25 protein-coding genes are annotated in these 21,139 nt (G+C 38.3%); 12 read left to right on the top strand and 13 right to left on the bottom strand.

Translation table 11 applies throughout. The features are described 5' to 3' along the window. Positions 1-29: 29 nt before the first annotated feature. The 13 genes from hisS to AC0JIQ_RS02540 form a co-directional block, all read right to left on the bottom strand. A complete protein-coding gene (hisS, locus tag AC0JIQ_RS02600) occupies positions 30-1,322 on the bottom strand; it encodes a histidine--tRNA ligase (RefSeq protein WP_474202537.1) in 1,293 nt (430 codons plus the stop codon). Further along, entirely contained in the window at positions 1,319-2,434 is a 1,116-nt protein-coding gene (ispG, locus tag AC0JIQ_RS02595; protein ID WP_004664888.1) for a flavodoxin-dependent (E)-4-hydroxy-3-methylbut-2-enyl-diphosphate synthase, read from the bottom strand. The genes hisS and ispG overlap by 4 nt, the downstream gene beginning before the upstream one ends. A gap of 22 nt (positions 2,435-2,456) precedes the next feature. Next, a complete protein-coding gene (locus tag AC0JIQ_RS02590; protein WP_474202536.1) occupies positions 2,457-3,257 on the bottom strand; it encodes a helix-turn-helix domain-containing protein in 801 nt (266 codons plus the stop codon). Continuing rightward, positions 3,248-4,051: a type IV pilus biogenesis/stability protein PilW gene (gene pilW, locus AC0JIQ_RS02585; RefSeq protein WP_046740161.1), complete on the bottom strand. Its 804-nt coding sequence runs from the start codon at positions 4,049-4,051 to the stop codon at positions 3,248-3,250. The genes AC0JIQ_RS02590 and pilW overlap by 10 nt, the downstream gene beginning before the upstream one ends. Positions 4,052-4,068: 17 nt before the next feature. Then, positions 4,069-5,304: a dual-specificity RNA methyltransferase RlmN gene (rlmN, locus tag AC0JIQ_RS02580; RefSeq protein WP_004664894.1), complete on the bottom strand. Its 1,236-nt coding sequence runs from the start codon at positions 5,302-5,304 to the stop codon at positions 4,069-4,071. A 121-nt stretch (positions 5,305-5,425) separates the two neighbouring features. Then, the gene (gene ndk / locus AC0JIQ_RS02575) at positions 5,426-5,857 is read right to left on the bottom strand and encodes a nucleoside-diphosphate kinase (RefSeq protein ID WP_003654870.1); all 432 of its coding nucleotides are present in this window, start codon (positions 5,855-5,857) and stop codon (positions 5,426-5,428) included. 108 nt (positions 5,858-5,965) lie between these two features. Further along, on the bottom strand, positions 5,966-6,166 hold the full coding sequence (iscX, locus tag AC0JIQ_RS02570) for a Fe-S cluster assembly protein IscX (RefSeq protein WP_004664895.1): 201 nt from the start codon (positions 6,164-6,166) through the stop codon (positions 5,966-5,968). A 94-nt stretch (positions 6,167-6,260) separates the two neighbouring features. Continuing rightward, on the bottom strand, positions 6,261-6,812 hold the full coding sequence (locus AC0JIQ_RS02565; protein ID WP_474202535.1) for a phosphatase PAP2 family protein: 552 nt from the start codon (positions 6,810-6,812) through the stop codon (positions 6,261-6,263). Between the two features lie 24 nt (positions 6,813-6,836). Further along, the gene (locus AC0JIQ_RS02560) at positions 6,837-8,153 is read right to left on the bottom strand and encodes a glycosyltransferase family 4 protein (RefSeq protein WP_474202534.1); all 1,317 of its coding nucleotides are present in this window, start codon (positions 8,151-8,153) and stop codon (positions 6,837-6,839) included. A 126-nt stretch (positions 8,154-8,279) separates the two neighbouring features. Further along, positions 8,280-9,119: a symmetrical bis(5'-nucleosyl)-tetraphosphatase gene (locus AC0JIQ_RS02555; RefSeq protein WP_474202533.1), complete on the bottom strand. Its 840-nt coding sequence runs from the start codon at positions 9,117-9,119 to the stop codon at positions 8,280-8,282. After that, a complete protein-coding gene (gene rsmA / locus AC0JIQ_RS02550) occupies positions 9,119-9,931 on the bottom strand; it encodes a 16S rRNA (adenine(1518)-N(6)/adenine(1519)-N(6))-dimethyltransferase RsmA (protein ID WP_474202532.1) in 813 nt (270 codons plus the stop codon). The genes AC0JIQ_RS02555 and rsmA overlap by 1 nt, the downstream gene beginning before the upstream one ends. A gap of 32 nt (positions 9,932-9,963) precedes the next feature. Further along, complete coding sequence (gene pdxA, locus AC0JIQ_RS02545) at positions 9,964-10,932, bottom strand: 4-hydroxythreonine-4-phosphate dehydrogenase PdxA (protein WP_474202531.1); 969 nt, start codon at positions 10,930-10,932, stop codon at positions 9,964-9,966. A gap of 413 nt (positions 10,933-11,345) precedes the next feature. Then, a complete protein-coding gene (locus tag AC0JIQ_RS02540) occupies positions 11,346-11,975 on the bottom strand; it encodes a hypothetical protein (protein ID WP_474202530.1) in 630 nt (209 codons plus the stop codon). 263 nt (positions 11,976-12,238) lie between these two features. On the opposite strand from AC0JIQ_RS02540, the gene rplM reads away from it, so the two are divergent. From rplM to AC0JIQ_RS02480, 12 genes are all read left to right on the top strand, one after another. After that, positions 12,239-12,667, top strand: a complete 429-nt coding sequence (rplM, locus tag AC0JIQ_RS02535; RefSeq protein WP_004664909.1) for a 50S ribosomal protein L13 — start codon at positions 12,239-12,241, stop codon at positions 12,665-12,667. A gap of 12 nt (positions 12,668-12,679) precedes the next feature. Next, entirely contained in the window at positions 12,680-13,066 is a 387-nt protein-coding gene (rpsI, locus tag AC0JIQ_RS02530) for a 30S ribosomal protein S9 (protein ID WP_004640839.1), read from the top strand. Positions 13,067-13,200: 134 nt separating this feature from the next. Further along, on the top strand, positions 13,201-13,860 hold the full coding sequence (locus AC0JIQ_RS02525; RefSeq protein ID WP_474202529.1) for a glutathione S-transferase N-terminal domain-containing protein: 660 nt from the start codon (positions 13,201-13,203) through the stop codon (positions 13,858-13,860). A gap of 11 nt (positions 13,861-13,871) precedes the next feature. Continuing rightward, positions 13,872-14,297, top strand: coding sequence for a ClpXP protease specificity-enhancing factor (locus tag AC0JIQ_RS02520; RefSeq protein WP_004664913.1), 426 nt, complete (start codon positions 13,872-13,874; stop codon positions 14,295-14,297). A gap of 17 nt (positions 14,298-14,314) precedes the next feature. Further along, positions 14,315-14,962 carry a hypothetical protein gene (locus AC0JIQ_RS02515; protein WP_474202528.1) on the top strand — a complete coding sequence of 216 codons (648 nt, stop codon included), beginning with the start codon at positions 14,315-14,317 and terminating at the stop codon, positions 14,960-14,962. A gap of 381 nt (positions 14,963-15,343) precedes the next feature. Beyond that, positions 15,344-15,703 carry a roadblock/LC7 domain-containing protein gene (locus AC0JIQ_RS02510; RefSeq protein ID WP_005214502.1) on the top strand — a complete coding sequence of 120 codons (360 nt, stop codon included), beginning with the start codon at positions 15,344-15,346 and terminating at the stop codon, positions 15,701-15,703. A 147-nt stretch (positions 15,704-15,850) separates the two neighbouring features. Next, positions 15,851-16,810: a hypothetical protein gene (locus AC0JIQ_RS02505; RefSeq protein ID WP_474202527.1), complete on the top strand. Its 960-nt coding sequence runs from the start codon at positions 15,851-15,853 to the stop codon at positions 16,808-16,810. Between the two features lie 8 nt (positions 16,811-16,818). Beyond that, positions 16,819-17,361: a GTP-binding protein gene (locus AC0JIQ_RS02500; RefSeq protein ID WP_004664920.1), complete on the top strand. Its 543-nt coding sequence runs from the start codon at positions 16,819-16,821 to the stop codon at positions 17,359-17,361. A 32-nt stretch (positions 17,362-17,393) separates the two neighbouring features. Beyond that, positions 17,394-17,813, top strand: a complete 420-nt coding sequence (locus AC0JIQ_RS02495) for a roadblock/LC7 domain-containing protein (protein WP_004664921.1) — start codon at positions 17,394-17,396, stop codon at positions 17,811-17,813. Positions 17,814-18,265: 452 nt separating this feature from the next. Continuing rightward, positions 18,266-19,612 carry a sphingomyelin phosphodiesterase gene (locus AC0JIQ_RS02490; RefSeq protein ID WP_287690647.1) on the top strand — a complete coding sequence of 449 codons (1,347 nt, stop codon included), beginning with the start codon at positions 18,266-18,268 and terminating at the stop codon, positions 19,610-19,612. Positions 19,613-19,624: 12 nt separating this feature from the next. Next, positions 19,625-20,554 carry a lipase secretion chaperone gene (locus AC0JIQ_RS02485; RefSeq protein WP_474202526.1) on the top strand — a complete coding sequence of 310 codons (930 nt, stop codon included), beginning with the start codon at positions 19,625-19,627 and terminating at the stop codon, positions 20,552-20,554. Between the two features lie 115 nt (positions 20,555-20,669). Then, positions 20,670-21,137: a hypothetical protein gene (locus tag AC0JIQ_RS02480; RefSeq protein ID WP_474202525.1), complete on the top strand. Its 468-nt coding sequence runs from the start codon at positions 20,670-20,672 to the stop codon at positions 21,135-21,137. Positions 21,138-21,139: the final 2 nt, after the last annotated feature.

Raw genomic sequence — 21,139 nt, 5'->3', positions numbered from 1 at the left:
GATTGTCCTTTCCCTAAATATTGTGCAATTTATTGTTTAAATTTTTCGATAAAAAAAGATGTCAGCTCAGTTAAAGCGACCTGCGCCTGCTCACCCGTCGCTAGCTCTTTGACCAAAAGCTGTTGTGATTCCCACTCGCGCTCACCCAAAATCACTGCATAGATTGCACCAGATTGATCAGCCTTTTTCATTTGGCTTTTCATACTGCCTTGTGAACCTGTTTTCAGACGAATTGAGCTGTTTGCTGCTTCTAACTGGTCACGGATTTGCTCTGCTAATACTAAAGCTTTAGCTTGAAATGCAGGCTCAGCCAATAAGAAAACTTCACAATCACGGACTTCTTGAGCTTGTTCAACCTGCTCAAGCAACAACAGTAAACGCTCCATACCCATTGCAAAACCAACCGCAGGTACAGATTGATCGGCTTTACCTTTCAGTTGTCCTACCAAGCCATCGTAACGTCCGCCTGCACAAACTGTTCCTTGTGAACCCAACATCGTTGTCGTCCATTCGAATACAGTTTTGTTGTAGTAGTCCAAACCACGTACTAACTTCTGGTTAATTACAAACTCAACGCCTGCATCAGTGAGGTACTGTTGTAACTGTTGGAAATGATTAATCGAATCTTCTTTTAAGAAATCATGCAACTTTGGTGCATTTTCTAAAATCTTTTGTGTTGATTCAATTTTAGAGTCTAAAATACGTAATGGATTGGTACTTAAACGGCGTTGTGAATCCTCATCTAATGCATCTTTGTGCTGATTTAAAAACTCAACCAAAGCAGCACGATATTCCGCGCGCTCATCCATCTCACCTAAAGTATTGAGTTCTAGACGAACATTTGCTGCAACACCCATACGTTTCCATAGGCGAGCCGTCATTAAAATGATTTCTGCATCAATATCTGGCGTTGCTACACCAAAAGTTTCAACACCAAATTGATGGAACTGGCGATAGCGACCTTTTTGTGGCTTTTCATAGCGGAACATTGGACCCACATACCAAACACGCGGTGTTGCGCCACGCAATAAGTTATGTTCCAACATCGCACGCACACACCCAGCCGTACCTTCTGGACGCAAAGTCAGCGATTCAGGTGGTGTACCTTTATCAAAAAAGGTATACATTTCCTTTTCAACGATATCGGTTGCATCACCAATTGCACGCTTAAACAAACCAGTTTGTTCAACGATCGGTAAACGGATTTGTTGATAGCCATAGGCATCCATTAAAGATGCTAATTGTTGTTCCAGACTTCTCCAAGCAGCAGTTTGTGTTGGAAGGGTGTCATTAAAACCTTTGATCGCGACAATTGAACTCATGATGAACTACGAATAATTTCTTTAGATTTAGCTTCTTCAAGCTCTTGAACACGTTGACGAACCATTGTTTCAATTTCATCAACCAACTGATTTGTGTCAATTAAATGACTTTTTTCACCGTTACGATAGACTAGCGAACGCGGTGATGCGCCAACGATACCGATATCCGCCTCTTTAGCTTCACCAGGACCATTCACTTTACATCCAATCACGGATAAATCCATCGGGGTGCGGATATCTTCTAGGCGCTCTTCCAAAGCCTGCATCACTTGAATCACATTAAATTCCTGACGTGAGCAGCTTGGGCAAGCAATAAAGTTAATCCCATTTGAGCGTAAGCCCAACGATTTTAAAATATCAAAACCGATTTTAATTTCATCTTCAGGTTCAGCCGCGAGCGAAATACGCATGGTATCGCCAATGCCTTCCATCAACAGTCCACCCAAGGCAATTGCTGATTTGACTGTACCCGTACGGTAAATACCTGCTTCAGTCACACCAAGATGCAGTGGATTATCTATCTGTTGAGACAGCAAACGATAGGCATCCATCGTTAAAAACACATTGGATGCTTTAACACTGACTTTAAACTCATGGAAATCTAAACGGTCGAGAATATCGATATGACGCATCGCTGACTCAAGTAAGGCCTGCCCTGTCGGCTCACCATATTTGACTTGTAAGTCTTTTTCCAGAGAACCTGCATTCACACCGATACGAATGGAAATACCATGATGTTTTGCCGCAGCAACAACTTCACGTACTTTCTGATCCGAACCAATATTACCCGGATTAATGCGCAAACAATCTGCACCATAGTCCGCAACTGCTAAAGCAATACGATGATCAAAGTGAATATCAGCAACCAATGGTACAGAGACTCGTTTTCGAATTGCCCCAAAAGCTTCTGCTGCTTCCATTGACGGTACAGAAACACGCATGATATCCGCACCTGCATCTGCACAGCGCTGGATTTGCGCTACAGTTGCATCCACATCACAGGTTTCAGTATTGGTCATACTTTGAACACTGATCGGGGCATCACCACCGACATACACTGAACCAACACGAATTTTACGTGTTGGACGGCGTTTAATTGGATTCACAATCATCGTATAGCTCTACTCTTTGGCATTAACGAGACAAACGGAATTCTGCTTTTCCATTAACCGTATATGGAGACAAAGATATTTGCTCCTGATTCAAGGTCAAGGATACAGCTGTTGCATCATCTAAACGAATTTGGAATGGTGATTCACCACTCAAAGTTAATGTAGATGCTTGACGACCTGTTGCCAATACTTTACCTGTTGCATCAACAATATGCACAGATGTTGGTCGACTAAAATTCAAAACTAACTGATCGCCAGAAGTTACGTTCGTTGCCGTTCCCATCGGTATAATTTCGACATCAGAACTTTTTGCTTTCGGCGCTTCAACTTCTGCATCATCTTTGTGGCTAGATGTCCAATTTTGTACAGCCATCACCGCCAACCAACCTAAGACTAAAACAGCAGCTAAAATAGCAATACGCTTCAACCATTTACGGTTACGTACACTTTTCGAACCAGATAGTTTACCCATGATCTTGATAGGAGAATTATTCAAGGCATGGTTTGCTTTAAGGCCAGTATCATTAACATAAATTTCATCAAAACGCTGAATAATCACACTTGCGTCTGCATTTAAATATTTTGCATAAGCTCGATAGTAACCTTTGATAAAGGTCGCCTCAGGTAATGATTTATAGTCATCTTGCTCTAATGCCGTTAATGTTTTAACGGGCATATTCAATACGCTTGCAATTTCTTCAAGTTCTTTCTTTTGTGCAATACGAATTTGACGCAAATACTCACCAGGTCGTTGAATATTTCCTAACGTTGACGATGGCGAGGTTGAGCCAGTTGGCTGATGTGAATTTGGATTTATTTCCATACGGCCTCAGTACTGTACTGTAATTGCAAATAACGTTGATATTCTGGACTATCAGGAAATAATGCTCGTAATTGATTCACTAACACTTGCATTCCTAATTGATCCGCACTCGCTCGAGCAATGCGTAAACCAATCCAAAGTGCACGTGCACCTTGGTTTTTTTGCCCCACATTACGAACATACTGTTCGTATAATTGCGATGCATCTCTATTATTTTGTTGCAAATAGAAAATTTCTGCCAACTCTAACATTGAAATAGTTGCGTTACGATTTGCTTGTAGCGCTTGTTTGAATGCTTTTTCAGCATTCGCAACATCGCCTAACTTTAAATAGATTCGCCCCAAGTTTTCCAACGATTGAAATCGCTGTTCATAACCTAAGGTTGCACCTGCACGGGTAAATTGCTCAATCGCTTCATTATAACGTTGCATTTGATACAAATATGTACCGTAATTATTACGAGCTTGTGCATTATCTGGTTCTGAAGAAATCGCACGCTTAAAATAAGCATCTGCTTTTTCCATATTGGACTTACTACCTTCTTGTTGCAGTAGAATCCCCATCATCATATTGGCGTTTGCATCACGCGAATTAATATTTAAAGCTTGATCAAGAGAACGTTTAGCGGAATCCAAATCACCTGTACGAATATATTCAGCAGCCAGTTGAGAACGAACTTGAACAGCTTTTTCTGGGTCTTTCTTCAACCCTGTCGAAGATTGACAAGCTGTTAAACCCATTACAGTAAACACAACAGTAGTCGTTATAATCGTTTTTAGTCGAGTTGTATTCAACGCTATATCCCCAAGTTTTATCCTTGTGTGCGCAAAATTTCTTGTCGTTGCGCCACTTTCTTCTTCCACTGTTCCGCACGACGCGTACGGTCAGCAACCTGTCCTACCAATTGACCACATGCAGCATCGATATCATCGCCACGTGTCTGACGAATCGTACACACAAATCCAGCGTCAGACAAAGTTTTTTGAAAGGCAATGATGCGATTACGACTCGAACGTCCGTAAGGTGCATGCGGAAATGGATTAAATGGGATCAGATTGATTTTACTTGGCAAGTTTTTCAATAATTTTAATAATTGCTGTGCATGCTCAGGGTGATCATTTACACCCTCCAACATCACATATTCGATAGTGACATGGCGACGTGAGCTTTCATTACCATCTTTAGCTAAATAACGTTGGCACGCAGCAATAAGTTGCTGCAACGGATATTTTTTATTAATAGGAACCAATTCATTACGTAGTTCATCATTTGGTGCATGTAATGAAATCGCAAGTGCAACATCAATGTCTTGCGCCAATTGATCAATTTTTGGAACAACACCTGATGTTGATAAGGTCACACGGCGTTTAGACATTCCGTAGGCAAAATCATCTAACATGAGCTGCATTGAGCTGAGTACTGCATCGTAATTAAGTAAAGGTTCGCCCATACCCATCATGACCACATTGGTCACGGTACGTTCACGCTCAGCAACAGGCACATCTTCCATATAAGAATAATTTGCCATCCACAACTGACCGATGATTTCTGCTGGTGTTAAATCACGTTGGAAACCTTGTTTACCCGTCGAACAGAATGAACAATCCAGTGCACAACCCACTTGTGATGAAATACACAGGGTTTTACGTGCACCTGTTTTATCTTCCGCAGGAATCAGTACGGTTTCAACCAGAGAACCTTCACCATCACCTACACGAAACACCCATTTACGGGTACCGTCTTTAGAATAGTTGCGGTGTACCACCTCTGGGGCTTTAATTTCACAAATCTTTTCTAATTTTTCGCGCAATTTTCCTGAAATATTACTCATTTCAGCAAAATCAGTGACGAAAAACTGGTGTATCCATTTCATGACTTGACTAGCACGAAACTTCTTTTCGCCTAAGTCTTCAAAGAACTTTTCTAATTCAGCTCTGGACATGCCAAGTAAATTTACTTTCTTATCGGCAGCTTGAACGACAGACGTAGTTAAAGACTGTTGTTTTTCATCGACATTCTCAGATGAAACGACCACTACAGAACTCATGTATATTTACCTAAACGATATCAGCGCTAGAAAATGCTGTGTATTTTTCACACAACTCAATCTATAAAAAATAAAAAACCAGATAAGTAGTATACCACTTATCTGGCTTGAATACTTTGGATTAACGAGTGCGTGGGCAGATCTCGTTATCAGCAAAGAAGTAAGCGATTTCACGCTCAGCAGAAGCAACTGAGTCAGAACCGTGAGCAGCATTTTCGTCGATGCTTACAGCGAAATCAGCGCGGATTGTACCTGGAGCTGCTTCTTTAGGGTTTGTAGCACCTAAGATTTCACGGTGAGCAAGAACAGCATTTTCGCCTTCAAGAACAGAAACAACAACTGGGCCAGAAGTCATGAATGCAACTAAATCACCAAAGAAACCACGTTCTTTGTGCTCAGCATAGAAACCTTCAGCATCAGCTTGAGAAAGGTGTTTCATTTTAGTAGCAACAATTTTTAAACCCGCTTTTTCAAAACGAGCAAAAATGTCACCAATGTGGTTTTTAGAAACTGCATCTGGTTTTACGATAGATAAAGTACGTTCAATCGCCATGATTGACTCCTATTTATGGTGTAAACTAAAAAATTTGCCGCATTATACCGATGTCATCGCCAATAATCAGCTTGAATCTGTAAAAGTTCAGTGATTTCTGATGTTTTTTTAACGAACTTCATCCAACCAAGCCATTTGAATCGCTTCAAGCAAACCTTCCGTCGACTTATTTGGGTCATCATTAAAGTCTGGTAAAGCACAAACCCAAGCATGTAAATCAGTAAAACGAATCCATTGAGGATCTACATCTGGGTGTGCTTCAGTAAGTTCGATTGCGATATCAATCGTATCTGTCCAACGTAAGCCCATTTGATAACCTAATTAACAGTTTGTGATTGAGCGTACTTTAACAAATCCCAAGATTTAAAAAATAGTCTTCTATCATTAAAACCCGTTAAATTATTTAAAGAATGATATTGAAGCTTGGTGCCAACAAAATAATACAGCTAGCAACGGATGCACCAATCACCGCCCCCACGATCACATCACTTGGATAATGTAATCCTAAAATCATACGGGACAATACAACCAGAATCGTAAATGGCAACATCAAGATTAATAACAACGGTTGGATATAGCCTAATGTGATGGTGACCATGACCGCATGCAAAGTATGACCTGATGGAAAACTAAAATGATCCAATGGTCGCTCGCCCAACACAATCACTTGGTGAACTTGATAAGGGCGTGGTCGAGTCGTTTTATGCTTTAAAAACTTATAAATCCCCGTACCAACAGAACCTGCAACGAGCAAATATAGAATTTGCAGAACGTATGCCAAACCTTGTGCGATCCATACTGATAACAACATGACATACCAAAATGGTCCATCGCCCAAACGACTAATCGTTTTAAAAAATAAGGCAATGCGTTGTGACTGGGAGAGATGATTAAGGTATACACACCCTTTTAGGTCTAGATCGAGCATTTTTATTTTTGCATTTTGAAATTTCATACTTTTCTCCTTTCTGAGGATACTTTAGGTAGAGTTCATAAGAGGTTCCTTCGCTACCTGATAAAGTGCTTGTTCTAATTGTTGTACAGGAAAGTGCCAACTGGTTTCTTGTACAGTTTCACTTGCCAATAAACCCATTTGTCTCAGTTCTGGGAGAGCTGGCAAATGACAAATGGATTGAGTTAAATCTGCGGCCTGTCCGAGAGGACTCAACCAACCTGTAACACCATGTTTGACATGCTGATGAGCACATACGTAGTCATAAGCAATCACTGGTAATCCGCTAGCAATTGCTTCTAGCACTACATTTCCAAACGTATCAGCTTGACTAGCAAATGCGAAAACATCTGCACTTGCATAAGCGGCTGAAAGATTCTTACCACTTAAGCTACCAGTAAAAATAATATCTTCTGATATCGCTAATTTACTCAAACGAATACGATCAGGCCCATCTCCAACAATTACAAATTTTGTATTTGCACCTTGCTGTCTCTGCCAAGCGTGGAACGCCTTAATTAAGACATCAATTTCTTTTTCTGGTGATAAACGCCCGACATACAGCATTACACGGGTATCAGCATCTACACCCCATTGTTGGCGTAATTGCTGTGAACGATGTTTTGGAGAAAACTTCGCAGTATCAACACCTCGCCCAACAACAACTAAAGGACAAGTCACGCCAAAGCCACGTAGTGCTTGTTCCGTGTATTGACTGGGTACACACGTGACATCTGTACTGTTATGGAACCATGTTAAGTAACGTTGAATCGGCTTAACCAAGAAAGCCAAGTCAAAGAAACGGCTAAAATCTTGGAAAGCTGAATGGAATCCACTCGATACGGCGATTTTTTTTGACTTTGCAGCTTGTAGCGCTGTTAAACCTAATGGACCTTCAGTCACGATATGCACCACGTCAGGTGCGAACTGTTCAAATGCTTTAGAGACTTTAAGATATTGTGGCCAACCAAATTGAACACTTGGGTATTTTGGAATAGGCTGAGACATCACCAAGCATTCTTGTTCAGGTAAAAATTCTGTACAAATCGCTTTTTGTATAGGTCTGACCAATAGAATTTTATGTCCAAGCCGTTGTAGCCCCTGACATAATTGCATCATCGATAATGCTACACCATTAATTTCTGGTGGCCATGTTTCAGTGACAATTGCGATTCTTAAACGAGGACGAACTAAATCCCGAAGTTCAGACAATTCATCTTGTTTATTTTTAAGTTGTTTCCTTTTAAAGTAAAATTTAAAACTTTCAGGAAACTGTTCTTGCTTTAGTAGAGATGTCGCGTATGTACTTTGCATATCGCCATCCATTTGTGTCGTTATTTTCATGCTTTTAGCTTATAAATATTTTTTGACACTTTAATGATCAGTGTATGACAATTTTTTGACAGTCTTAAAATAGAAAATGCCCGATTTCAATATAAAAATGGGCATTTAAAAGAGATCACAGGCTGATCAAGCTAAAGGATTATCCACTTTAAACAACTGTTGATCTTCTAAACGGAATGCCATCAACTGCTGTCCCCAAACACAACCACCATCGACATTTTGAATCTGAGGACTAATAGTTTTACCTTGTAAAGCCGCCCAATGCCCGAAAATCAATTGGTGTGTTTTCGCTGTCTGGCTTTCAAACTCAAACCACGGTTGGAAACCTGCTGGCATCGGTGCATCCAGTGCATCTTTAAAGTCAAACTCTAAACGCCCTTCGGCATCAGTCAAACGCATTCGGGTCAGATAATTAGTAATACAACGCAAACGAGCCATACCAGTCAGCTCATCTGACCATAAATCAGGTTGTGAACCATACATCTCGGCAAGAAAGTCATCCAAAACCGAGAGATCGTCATGACCTACCACCTGCTGTACTTCTTGTGCCAATACCACAGTTTGTTCGGCATTCCAGATACACGGCACACCTGCATGAGTAATCAGAGTTTGATCATTCGGAGATAAACTCAATGGCTGTTTACGCAACCAATCAATCAGCTCATCACCATCAATCGCATCAATCACTTCTTGAGTACGATCTTTATCTTTAACTTTTTTAAAACCACGAGCACAAGCAATGAGGGTCAGATCATGATTGCCTAGTACAGTTGCCGCAGCACCACGATCAGCCAGTTTTTTAATAAAGCGTAATGCGCCCACCGAGTTTTCGCCACGTGCAACTAAATCACCCGCAAACCATAAAAAGTCTTGATCTGGATCAAAGCGAATTTCTTTCAGTAACGCTTTCAGCGCTTCAAAACAACCTTGTACATCACCAATGACATAGTTATAGCGTTTAGACATTAAGATACCATCTGATCAGAAAGTGCGACAAAATCAGCCAAGCTTAAGGTTTCTGGACGCGCCATCGGATCAACACCAGCTTTTTCAAAACCATCTTCCACCAACATACCTTTTAAGCTATTGCGCAAGGTCTTACGACGTTGGGTAAACACATGCCCCACTAAACGCGCCAATGCTTTCTCATTTTTTGCTACGATCGGTTTAACGTCATAAGGTTCCAAACGAAATACGGCTGATGTCACTTTTGGTGGCGGATTAAATGAACCTGGTGGCACTTCAAATAAGAAAGTCGGTTTACAGTAATACTGGATCATCACCGATAAACGACCATATTCTTTGGTGTTTGGTGTCGCTGTAATACGATCAACCACTTCCTTTTGCAACATGAAATGCATGTCTTTGACTTTGTCACCAAACTCCAAGAGATGGAACAACAAAGGCGTAGAAATGTTATAGGGTAAATTTCCAACCACACGCAGTGGACGACCATCTTTAAACAGTTCGGTGAAATCGTACTTTAATGCGTCAGCTTCAATAATGGTCAAACGTTCAGGATGTGGCACACGCCCAGGTAACCCTGCTGCCAAATCTCGATCCAGCTCAACTACGGTCAACGCATCACACTCACCAATCAAAGGCGATGTTAATGCGGCTAAACCCGGTCCGATTTCGACAATATTCTCGCCCGCACGCGGATTAACTGAACGTACAATTTTGGCAATCACACGTTGATCATGTAAAAAGTTTTGACCAAAACGTTTTCGAGCCTGATGCCCTTCATCTTTAGGGTTTAGGGCATTAATTTGATACATAATAATTCCAACGTGAATAATTTACTCGCCCATTACTGACGGGCTAAATCAAGTGCTAAATCCACTGCAACATGCAAACTTGATGCTTTTGCCTGTCCAGTGCCTGCAAGAGAAAGTGCTGTACCATGATCGACCGAAGTTCGGATAAATGGCAAGCCTAATGTAATGTTTACTGCTTCACCAAAGCCTTGTGATTTTAACACAGGTAAACCTTGATCGTGATACATTGCTAAAACAGCATCTGCATCTTTTAGATTTTCTGGGGTAAATAAGGTATCTGCAGGCAAACAAAGACTCATCCCTATACCTTGTGCACGATAGCTTTCTAGCACTGGATTAATCACGTCGATTTCTTCTCGACCTAAATAACCATCTTCACCTGCATGTGGATTTAAGCCACAGACTAGAATACGTGGTTGTGCGATTTTAAATTTGCTTTTTAGGTCTTGAATCAGAATATCAATCACTTGATGCAAACGCTCTTTAGTAATCGCATCAGGTATATCTCGCAAAGGTAAATGTGTGGTTGCTAATGCGACACGCAATGTTTTAGTCGCCAACATCATCACCACACGATCCACACCTGCAAACTCTTGGTAAAACTCAGTATGTCCGCTAAATAGAATGCCTGCATCATTAATAATCGACTTTTGCACTGGCGCTGTAGCAACCCCTACACTCCGCCCCGACATCGCATAGTCAGCTGAACGACGTAATTGCTCTAACACATAAGCAGCATTGGCTGAATCTAACTGACCTAGAATAACAGGTTTTGCTAAAGGCACATGCTCAACGAAAAGTTGCCCTGCTAAACTCGACTTTTTCTCACCTTGAAATGGAATAAGTTCAACATCAATATTTAACTGTTTGGCGCGCTGTTGGAGCATCTGCATATCAGCCAGAATAACGATCGGTCGCTCATCAATACGGTTTGCTAGACTTAGACAAATATCTGGTCCAATTCCGGCTGGCTCGCCAGAAGTGACATACAAAGGCAACATGACTCACCAATTCTAATTTAAGCATTACATTATAGTTTACCGAAAGTTTTTTATTTAGAAAGTTTTGTGTATACCCATAAGATTGGCTAAACACCCAATAGACAAAACAACACCGATAAAAAAACAATCCACTATCCACATAGGCAAAAGTTTTTGGAAAAAACATGAAGTGAAAATTTACAAACCGATAAACAATAAATAAATTTCTATCAATAAATACAGCGATATACACTATAAAAACAGAATTTAAATGGGAATAACATTAAAACGATTAAATGCTACAACATAATGCTGATGAAGCACTTGAAATGATTATTCATCAAATTCTATTCTCTCAGCGCGCCCTCCTAGATAACTAGATAAGAAGCAATCAAGAAAGAGAATAAAATTAAATACTGAACAATTTAAAATTTTTAAGGCTTTTTCGCTTTAGGCAAATTTTCAGGCACTAGATTAGAAGGCACAAATTCAACTTGACGAGTCCACGGGTTAATTTTTGGTTGTACCTTTTTCTCAGGTTGAACAACCACCGCCTCTTCTTTCTTTTCTACCGCAGCAACCACAGCACTACTCGGCTTCTCTATAAATGGATTTGCAATCGGCTCTTTTTTCTCTGTAGATTGCGGCTGCTGTACGAGTTGTGGTTCTTTCTTCTCTGGTAATGGAGCTGTATTTACTGGATGAGAAGTATAAGGAGAAGCGATAGCACCTTGTTTTACCACAGTCTGCGATGATTGTTGATGCACAGGAGCATTTGCTTGCACTGAAGAACTTGAGGGTTGCGCCAAGGGATTCGTTTGATCATCTGGTATTTCAATCGGTTTCATTTCAGCAGTGACCATCATTGCTGGATCAACATGCTCACCACGACTTTCCAACACTTCAACTTTACGACTTGTACCCTCTTTGGGCTGAAATTCAGAATAATTGGTTACACTGCCCTGATCGACCCATTTGTAGAGGCGTCGTGCATTCGCTTGTGTAGAACAAGCTATTACGCAAATAGCGACTACAATAATGTTTGTAGAAAACGACAATTTCATCAAATTCCCCAAAAGAAGAGGTAAATACTTCTACTTATTTCAAATAATTAATTCAAAAATGATAGGTCAAATACCATCGCCTCTCAAGCCAAAAAATGTAGCTCAAAATTAACGGCGATATAGTTACAAAATCAGTCACATTGCAGCAAAATATGACATTAACAATGAATTGTTCTTGTGTGATTTTATAAATTCATATAGAATTCGGTCTCCTTTTGTTTGGGCGATTCCTTGCTCAAACCAACTATAATAGGTAGTGGTTAATGAAAACTCTCAGCGCTAAGCCTGCTGAAGTTCAACACGACTGGTATGTTGTTGATGCTTCTGGCAAAACTTTAGGTCGCCTTGCGACTGAAATCGCTCGTCGTTTACGCGGTAAGCACAAAACTTCTTATACTCCTCACGTTGACACTGGTGACTACATCGTTGTGATCAATGCTGAACACGTTCAAGTGACTGGTAATAAATCACTTGATAAGAAATACTATCGCCATACTGGTTTCCCTGGTGGTATCCGTGAGACTAACTTTGAAAAGTTAATCGCTCACAAACCTGAAGCAGTTTTAGAAAAAGCTGTTAAAGGTATGTTACCAAAAGGTCCTCTTGGTTATGCAATGATCAAAAAAATGAAAGTGTACGCTGGTAGCGAGCATCCTCATACTGCTCAACAGCCACAAGTTTTGGACATCTAAGGGATACAGCACATGGCTACTAACTATGGTACAGGTCGCCGTAAGACCGCAACTGCACGTGTTTTCTTATCAGCTGGTACAGGCAAACTCGTAATCAACAATCGTACTTTAGAGCAATATTTCGGTCGTGAAACTGCTCGTATGGTTGTACGTCAGCCTTTAGAGCTTTTAGAAGTTACTGAAAAATTTGACCTTTACATCACTGTTAAAGGTGGTGGTATTGGTGGTCAAGCTGGCGCTATCCGTCACGGTATTACTCGTGCATTGATCGCTGCTGACGAAACTTTAAAACCTGCTCTTCGTCAAGCTGGTTTCGTTACTCGTGATGCTCGTGAAGTTGAACGTAAGAAACTTGGTTTACGTAAAGCTCGTAAACGTCCTCAATTCTCTAAACGTTAATCGTTTTACGAATTGGACAAAAAAACCTCGGATTTATCCGAGGTTTTTTTATTTATATAGATCTACATATTTCTAAGATGCTTTTCTTATATTTTTTTAGTATGCTAAACCGTTTACTTGATTAGCTTTGTGATATGTCTTCTGTTGAAACGACCCCAGTTCAGGGCATTACACTTTATAGTCATGCAGATGATTTCCGTTCACACTGGATTCGTTTTTTACTCGCTGAAAAGCAGATCAAATATCATCTGATTATCACAGATCATGAAGATGAAGATTTGGCTGATCTCAACCCCTACAATCAACTTCCTATGTTGATTGAACAAAATCTAAAACTTTTTTCACCAAATATCATTAGTGAATATCTGGATGATCGCTATCGTCAAAATAAGCTTTATGCGGATGCTCCAATGGCCAGAGCGGAGCAACGTCAATATATTTGGCGTTTTGAACAAGATTGGTTCAAGCTTGCAGATCAAATGCTTAGACATACCGATACGCTCAACCCGCAAGAAAAACAAAAAGCCCAGAAAGAACTTAGAGATACACTTATTTCACTTACCCCATTATTTCAACATTTTCCTTTTTTTATGTCTGAGACGTTTTCAATCTTAGATTGTATGCTCGCACCAATTTTTCTCAGATTAAAAAGTATGGGAATTGAACTTCCATCACAACATTGCCGACCTATTTTTTTATATTGTCATCGTATTTTCAGTCGCCCATCTTTCATTAAATCAATGACAGCTCAAGAAAAAAACAGCTACAATGATTTAATTCCTATGATTAAATAAGCTTGTAAATTATGTCAGATCAATTAAATGTTACGCCCACACGCCCTTATCTTGCACGTGCCATTTATGAATGGATTTGTGATAACCAATTGACGCCTTATTTACTCGTTGATGCAACACAACAACACACAGATGTTCCTCAACAATTTGTAAAAGATGGACAAATCGTTTTAAATCTAGCACCACATGCAATCCATCAATTTCATATGGATAATGATGCTATTTCATTTTCAGCTCGTTTCGGTGGGGTTGCAAAAGATATTTATGTACCTATTCGCGCTGTTTTAGGGCTCTATGCTAGAGAAAATGGACAAGGTTTATTTTTTGATCCAAGCGAATATGGCGATATTCAAGAGACTATCGAAACTCCAATAGAAGATAAAAAGCAAGAAGCCGAACCGAATAAGAAAAAACCTTCTCTCAGGATTCTAGATTAAAAGCGAGGAAATGCACGATGGCATTTGACTTAGTTCAATACTTTTCTGAACAAATTAAAATTCAAAAACCACAGCTCTTTGATCAATACACATCAAAAGAAAGACTTTATTTTATTGATGAAGTGAATATGCTTGCTCTTGGACAGTTGATCAGTCTTTGGAAAAAAGATAATCAAAAACTCTATCAGGAAATAAAAGCATCTGATCCCCTTTATATTCAAGGAATAGCTAGACATCTTACAACCTCTGCATATAATCAATCCGCTTTAAGCGCTTCTGAGTTAGAGTCAAGTATTTCTGAAATACTCACTTTACAATTCGCAGAATTAAATCAATTAGACCAAACAGGTAGCTTTGGTCAAACAGGTATAAGTGAGCTTCTCTTAGGTCAAATAGAACATCTATCTGGACAAGCAGAAGATTGGGTTTGGTCAACCAACCAACTCACTGAACTTTTAGGTTCAAAACCAGTCATACAGCAAGAAGTTTCTCTAGAAACAACGATACAGGAATTTAATCAAATGGTTCATCAAGCACAACATACTGAAGAAATTTCAACTCCAGAACCAACTACACCGACATGGTCTTTTATTATTGCACCTGTAACAGCACTTATTATTTTATTATTTTTATATTGCAGCTACATTCAGCTGACGACTATTTAAGCATATTAAAAAATGATAAAGAAAGTATATTACTTTCTTTATCAAACATTTACAGATATTTAAATCATACTAAAATAAGAAAAACTATATAATTATAAAGATTTACATTTATTTACAATCAAAAAAATAATTAAAATCACCCTGTATTTGTGATAAAAATCACAATATTTTTTTAAAATACACTTTTATATACGATTTTGATTTATTTTTTTGACAAAAACTGTCATTTATTACCAATTCTATTATTTTAAGTGTGTTTAAGTATTATTGATTTAATAAAAGAGTTTCCTATAATGATATCAACTGCTTTTGAAAAATAATCTAAAACAAAAGCAGGGAATATAAATTCATAAACAAAGATGCATAAGTAGAGATAATATCATGGCTAAAATTTCACTAGAAAGCTTGACAAATATTGATGGTTTTGTGGCAGCGGCATTAGTAGACACTGAAAGTGGCTTAGCGCTTGCAACTCAAGGTGGGGGCGCAATTGACTTAGAATTAGCAGCAGCAGGTAACACTGAAGTGATTCGCGCAAAACGTCGTGTTGCAAACTCACTCAAACTTAATGATGATATTGAAGATATTCTAATTACACTTGGTAAAGCATATCACTTAATTCGACCATTAGAGAGTAACGGAAATTTATTTCTTTACCTTGTATTAGATCGTAGCAAATCAAACTTAGCAATGGCACGCCACGAATTAAAAACGTTCGAAAAAGAATTAGACTTTGCTTAATTAAAATCTTAAGATTTTTTAAAAATTAGACTTCTTATATTTATTTTAATTATAAAAATTAGAATTATATAAGAGGTCTATTATCATTCTTAAGTAAAAGTATAATTTCGTGCAGTCCAATATTTTATAAAACATTAAAGTGATACTATGAATGGACATTGCATTAATATCGCAATTTCAGGTATAAGTTTAAAAGTTTCAGATGAACTAAAAATAGAACTTAGAAAAACAATACCTAATGAGTTTGGCATCAACTGGATCAATATTTCAGACCCAAATCTCGATTTATTATTAATAAATGAAAACTTTTTTGATACTGAAGGTATCCAACGTATTATTCAACAAAAACAATTACCATGTTTAAAAATTTCTAAGGGGCAAGGTTCTTGCCAAATCGAGGAGGACAACACACTCTACCTCCCCTTTCAACAAACGGATGCCTTAAAGAATTGGATACAGCTTAGATTGCTAAGTTATATTTCTCATCAACAACCTAAAAATGATTCTCTATCTAATCATAACGCTGTAAGTGAAAAGTTTTTAAAGGATATGCTAAACCCTGAAAATGCTCGTCTTCATCTTTTTGATGATCATGGGACTTTAGCGATTATTGATACACGTAGTCAGATTGCATGGTTAGAACCAACTCGCATACACACGCAAACCAATCATAGCTTTAAATATGAATTTGCGACCACTTTTGATTTCACAAAAGTTTCTCGTAAAGTTGAATATGACTTACAGGATTGGTTATGGAATTTATTTTGGCATTCTTTAGAGTTTCAAAGACTTGCGCCGAATGAAAATGAATATTTTAAAATTGAACATTGGCCTCAACCTAGTCAAAGTGCGGATCGAAAACTTACACTTTTGCTTTCAGCATGTTTTATACAAGGAGCCCAACTTTCACAAGTCGCAACGCAATTAAAAATCCCAATTCAAACGGTTCAACAATTTATTGCTGCCTGCATCATTTCAAATAATGGAGACATTATTCCAGCAACAGAAAGTCATTATTTGAAATCAGAAGCAGCCGAACAGCCTGTTGAAGAACACAATTTTTTTAATAAATTTTTCGGCAAAATTAGACGCCGATTTGGGCTTTAAGGAATTATATGATTTTACAACAATATAAGATTGTATTTGCTGGAAGTATGGGTGCTGGAAAAACTGAAGCGATAAGATCACTTTCTGAAGTTCCAGTACTCGCAACTGAAGCATTCAATACAGATAGTCAGGCTCATAATAAAATGCAAACTACGGTTGGCATTGATTATGGTGAAATTACCTTAGATGATGGTGTCAAAATCGGACTATATGGCACACCTGGTCAAGCCCGTTTTGATTTTATATGGCCAGTGATTTGCCAAGGTGCTCTTGGTGTTATTATTTTAGTAGATCATAATAGTAAACTCCCACTTGATGAACTTGAGGGATATTTAGATACATTTAAAGACTATACAAAAAATATATCAATTGGTATTACTCATATTGATGAGAACAAAGGTCAACCAACTTCAATTTATAGAGATTGGTTGATTCAAAATGAATATCAATACCCTTTGTTTTTTATCGATGCCCGAAAACAAGAACACATATTGCTGATGGTTGAATCCTTAATTGCAGCCTTGGAAGTCAATCTCAAAGCAACGAACTAAATGACTTAATAACTTTAATAAAGAGAAAAATTATGTTCAGTATCCCAAGCCAACAACGCACTGCGCCAAAAGAACTTATTCAATTAGCAAAAACACAGGCGAATGACATTTTAACGAATATCCGTGGTATTGATTACATTATGCTTTGTTCTACGGATGGCTTTGAATTGGCATCAATCTATAAAAAGAATCCTTATAACAGCACTAAGTTAGCTGCTGTAAGTAGTTCAATTTTAGCGATGGTTAGTGCATTTTTAAATGAAATTCAATTAAATGGATGTCAGAGTATCACGCTTGATGCTGAAAATGGTAAAGCAATCCTGACTTCAATTCCTGCACCACACCATCCGATGGTGATGGTGACATTAAGTAATAAAGACGTTCTTTTAGGACAATTACTTTATAGCTTAAAACAGGCTAGTGCAGCGATTATGGATGCAGATCAAGCTTAATTTTTCTTCTAAAAATCTGAAAGTGAGATGCGCTTTCAGATTTTTATTTTCAAAATCGAAAATACTCTCCTCACTCACTTACTCTATCCATATGATTAAAAAATACGATTAATCAATTTATGCATTCTCTTTCTTAATTTTTACTTATTTATTTTTATAAATTTTTTTTCATAGAAATAAACAATACTATTTTTTCAATAAAGAAAAAATAGTACCAAAATAAATCATTTTTTTAAGCAATTATTTGATAAAAATCACATTTATAGAATTTAAAATGAATTAATTATCAATAAGTTCAGATAAATGGTTGGTTTTTTACATGCGTTGGCAATATATTTTCATTATTATAAATTTCGAACAAATAACAATCATTAAATTTTCGAAAATGAATATTTTATAATTATTGGTTGTCCTTTGTTTATTTATCATTATGCACTATGGAGAGATGTATTATGGGGCTGAGAAGCTTAAAGTTTGGCGCAGGGTTTGCACTGCTTTTAGGAGGTCTTGCTTCGCAAGATGCAGTTGCTGATTCTTATGTATTTGTGACCAATACCACACCACAAACTGTTTCTGTTCAAATCAGTCAAACAGGTACACATATTTTACAACAAGGCAATGAATGGGCGCAGGAAGCAACTCAAATTGCACCATACGAAACTAAACGTGTACTTCGTATCAATCGCTATACGGGTCTAAAATCAGGAAAAACCTATAATTTCGATACAGTTGTAAGTACAGGTAATTCACAAGTTACGTTGAAACAAACAATGACGGGAACTTGGTCTGGTAGTACGATTAAGCACGGTATTCAAACGGCGACCACTACTTCACCATGGTATTCAGACCGTGATATTCATCGAATCAATACAACTTACGCTGGTTTATCCGCACAAGCCGCAGTAAAAGCTGAATATACTGGAGGCTATGATGATTTCCATTACACGATTCATCAAAATACAGTTCAAGAACCTGTTTCTAGCAGTGCAGATGAATTAAAAGTACTGACTTATAATGTATATGCTCTGCCAATGGTCGCAAGCAAGATCAGTGAACGTTTAGCTGAGTTACCAAATCATTTAAATGGTTATGATGTGATTATGATGCAAGAAGCTTTTGCTTCTTCTCGTACGGGTATGCTGAATCAACTCGCTCAGCAATATCCATATCAAACCCATATTCCAGTGGGTTCAGGTTATAACTTATTTGATAGTGGTCTCGTGATCGTTAGCCGCTACCCAATCGTGAAAACTGCACAATTAATCTATCCAGACTGTACAGGAACGGATTGTTTTGCTGATAAAGGCGTATTGTATGCTGAAATTATTAAAAATGGTAAAGCCTATCATGTGACTTCAACACACACTGCATCATTTGATACCGATGAAGCACGTGCCCTTCGCCAAGTCCAATTCCAGCAAATTCGCCAGTTAGTCAATCAACAAAATATTCCAAGTTTTGATGCAGTGTTGATGGGCGGTGATTTCAATGTCAATAAGCTGTTATGGCCTCAAGATTATCAAAATATGCTGACTAATCTCAACGCAACAGCAGCGCCAAGTACAGGTTATACCGCATCGACATTTGATCCACGTGTCAATAAATTAGCAGGTGCGGCTGGTTCAGGAGGCACAGCCGTTGAATATTTAGATTATGTGGTGGCTTCAAATACACATCGCCAACCGACACAATCTCGTAACGATGTGCGTATTTTACGTACCACAGCAGATCCTTTGTATATGACTTGGGATCTCTCAGACCATTTCCCTGTAATGGGACAATTTAATTACAGTCCATAAGCAGGATGCTGTATGAATAAAAGACTATTGCTGACAATTATTATTGTTTTAGTGGTCTTGGTCGGAATTGTAGTTTGGAAGAGCACTGCCTCTTCCGCTGCAATTCAGCAAACCAAATCCACCTCATCATCTGAAAATTCATCTATACAGATGAACGATGCAAATATGTCAAATAAAAATAAGGATGAATTGCTACAAGACGCTTTATTAAAGCAACTGAAAGTATTACAGCAGCAGCCTGGCAATATCACAGAATTCCTTAATAATTTTAAGGCGAATTGTACAGTGACTGATTGCAATGCAGCTTTAGCAAAAGCATTAGCTAATTATCCTGATCAAGCGTTTGCGCATTTAGTTGAAAATTTACTAAAGCGTATGCCGCAATATGAGCAACAAATGCAAAGTACCGTCTTATCGACTTCTTTATCGCCTAAACAACGTTTCGAGGCATTGTGGAAACTCAGAGAACAGACTTTAGGGCAAGCCGAAGCAATGCTTGGTTTTGGGCAAGAACGTCATTATGCAGACTATCGTTTTGCCTATAATGATTTGGCTCAGAATCAAAATCTGAGTGCGGAACAGCGTCTAAAAGCTTTTGAGAAATTACAGCGTCAATATCCTGACGCAACAAAACAGGAAAGCAAAATGGGGCTTTATGAACAAGCGATTCAATTACTGAATCAAAGTTCAAATAATCCTGCTGAGATTGCAAGTTTGAAACAAAAATTGCAGCAGCAGTATTTAACCGAACAAGAACGACACGATATTCAACTTCGTGATCAACGTGAAGTTCAACAGCAGCAGCAAGTCAATCAATATCAGCAAGCCGTGCAACAGCTCCAACAAGAAATGCAGCCATTAAAATCGCAGCTTTCTGATGCAGAATGGCAAAAACAATATGAAACCCGTTTGCAAGATTTACGTCTCAAAATGTTCTCTTAATCATGATTTTTAAAACCATCTGTGTCATGAATACAGATGGTTGAATATACATTTTGACCAAATATTGTGGTATTTATAAAAAGGAAAACTAAGATTATTGATGGAAATCAATGGAATGAACTATTCAAAATTTCAACATGACTTAAATATTGCACTTGAATCAGAAATCTTAGGAGAATTAATTTTTCTGAATGCTGCCCAACATTCCCGTTCCATAGAACAACAGCAAAAATGGCAAACTTTGGCACAACTGGAAACTCAAACACTTCAACGGTTAGGAGATTTCTTAGTGCAACAGGGTCACACTGCTTCAATTCGACCACACATTAAGTTGCAAGCGAAAGCATCAGGTATCGCGATGGCAAAGCTTCCTTGGAAAGTTGCAATGCATTTACTCAAACAAGGTACAAAACCTTTTATGGAAACGTTTGAGCGAATGAATCAACATGCCGATGCAACGACTCAAGAATTTCTTCGATATTTATTGGCACATGAGCAAGCACTAGCTGAATTTGCAACCCAAGAATTAAAGGGTAATTCTGAAAATTCGCTATTAGCTGTGAAAGAGTTATTAAAAAGCTAGGC

Source organism: Acinetobacter sp. FB, assembly GCF_056033405.1.
This window is presented reverse-complemented; position numbering and strand designations above follow the sequence as displayed.

What these genes read in the sequence shown, in the direction of transcription:
- hisS (WP_474202537.1), bottom strand. Translation starts at nt 1,322, where the DNA reads ATGAGTTCAATTGTCGCGATCAAAGGTTTTAATGACACCCTTCCAACA.
- ispG (WP_004664888.1), bottom strand. Translation starts at nt 2,434, where the DNA reads ATGATTGTGAATCCAATTAAACGCCGTCCAACACGTAAAATTCGTGTT.
- AC0JIQ_RS02590 (WP_474202536.1), bottom strand. Translation starts at nt 3,257, where the DNA reads ATGGAAATAAATCCAAATTCACATCAGCCAACTGGCTCAACCTCGCCA.
- rlmN (WP_004664894.1), bottom strand. Translation starts at nt 5,304, where the DNA reads ATGAGTTCTGTAGTGGTCGTTTCATCTGAGAATGTCGATGAAAAACAA.
- ndk (WP_003654870.1), bottom strand. Translation starts at nt 5,857, where the DNA reads ATGGCGATTGAACGTACTTTATCTATCGTAAAACCAGATGCAGTTTCT.
- iscX (WP_004664895.1), bottom strand. Translation starts at nt 6,166, where the DNA reads ATGGGCTTACGTTGGACAGATACGATTGATATCGCAATCGAACTTACT.
- AC0JIQ_RS02565 (WP_474202535.1), bottom strand. Translation starts at nt 6,812, where the DNA reads ATGAAATTTCAAAATGCAAAAATAAAAATGCTCGATCTAGACCTAAAA.
- AC0JIQ_RS02560 (WP_474202534.1), bottom strand. Translation starts at nt 8,153, where the DNA reads ATGAAAATAACGACACAAATGGATGGCGATATGCAAAGTACATACGCG.
- AC0JIQ_RS02555 (WP_474202533.1), bottom strand. Translation starts at nt 9,119, where the DNA reads ATGTCTAAACGCTATAACTATGTCATTGGTGATGTACAAGGTTGTTTT.
- rsmA (WP_474202532.1), bottom strand. Translation starts at nt 9,931, where the DNA reads ATGTATCAAATTAATGCCCTAAACCCTAAAGATGAAGGGCATCAGGCT.
- pdxA (WP_474202531.1), bottom strand. Translation starts at nt 10,932, where the DNA reads ATGTTGCCTTTGTATGTCACTTCTGGCGAGCCAGCCGGAATTGGACCA.
- AC0JIQ_RS02540 (WP_474202530.1), bottom strand. Translation starts at nt 11,975, where the DNA reads ATGAAATTGTCGTTTTCTACAAACATTATTGTAGTCGCTATTTGCGTA.
- rplM (WP_004664909.1), top strand. Translation starts at nt 12,239, where the DNA reads ATGAAAACTCTCAGCGCTAAGCCTGCTGAAGTTCAACACGACTGGTAT.
- rpsI (WP_004640839.1), top strand. Translation starts at nt 12,680, where the DNA reads ATGGCTACTAACTATGGTACAGGTCGCCGTAAGACCGCAACTGCACGT.
- AC0JIQ_RS02525 (WP_474202529.1), top strand. Translation starts at nt 13,201, where the DNA reads ATGTCTTCTGTTGAAACGACCCCAGTTCAGGGCATTACACTTTATAGT.
- AC0JIQ_RS02520 (WP_004664913.1), top strand. Translation starts at nt 13,872, where the DNA reads ATGTCAGATCAATTAAATGTTACGCCCACACGCCCTTATCTTGCACGT.
- AC0JIQ_RS02515 (WP_474202528.1), top strand. Translation starts at nt 14,315, where the DNA reads ATGGCATTTGACTTAGTTCAATACTTTTCTGAACAAATTAAAATTCAA.
- AC0JIQ_RS02510 (WP_005214502.1), top strand. Translation starts at nt 15,344, where the DNA reads ATGGCTAAAATTTCACTAGAAAGCTTGACAAATATTGATGGTTTTGTG.
- AC0JIQ_RS02505 (WP_474202527.1), top strand. Translation starts at nt 15,851, where the DNA reads ATGAATGGACATTGCATTAATATCGCAATTTCAGGTATAAGTTTAAAA.
- AC0JIQ_RS02500 (WP_004664920.1), top strand. Translation starts at nt 16,819, where the DNA reads ATGATTTTACAACAATATAAGATTGTATTTGCTGGAAGTATGGGTGCT.
- AC0JIQ_RS02495 (WP_004664921.1), top strand. Translation starts at nt 17,394, where the DNA reads ATGTTCAGTATCCCAAGCCAACAACGCACTGCGCCAAAAGAACTTATT.
- AC0JIQ_RS02490 (WP_287690647.1), top strand. Translation starts at nt 18,266, where the DNA reads ATGGGGCTGAGAAGCTTAAAGTTTGGCGCAGGGTTTGCACTGCTTTTA.
- AC0JIQ_RS02485 (WP_474202526.1), top strand. Translation starts at nt 19,625, where the DNA reads ATGAATAAAAGACTATTGCTGACAATTATTATTGTTTTAGTGGTCTTG.
- AC0JIQ_RS02480 (WP_474202525.1), top strand. Translation starts at nt 20,670, where the DNA reads ATGAACTATTCAAAATTTCAACATGACTTAAATATTGCACTTGAATCA.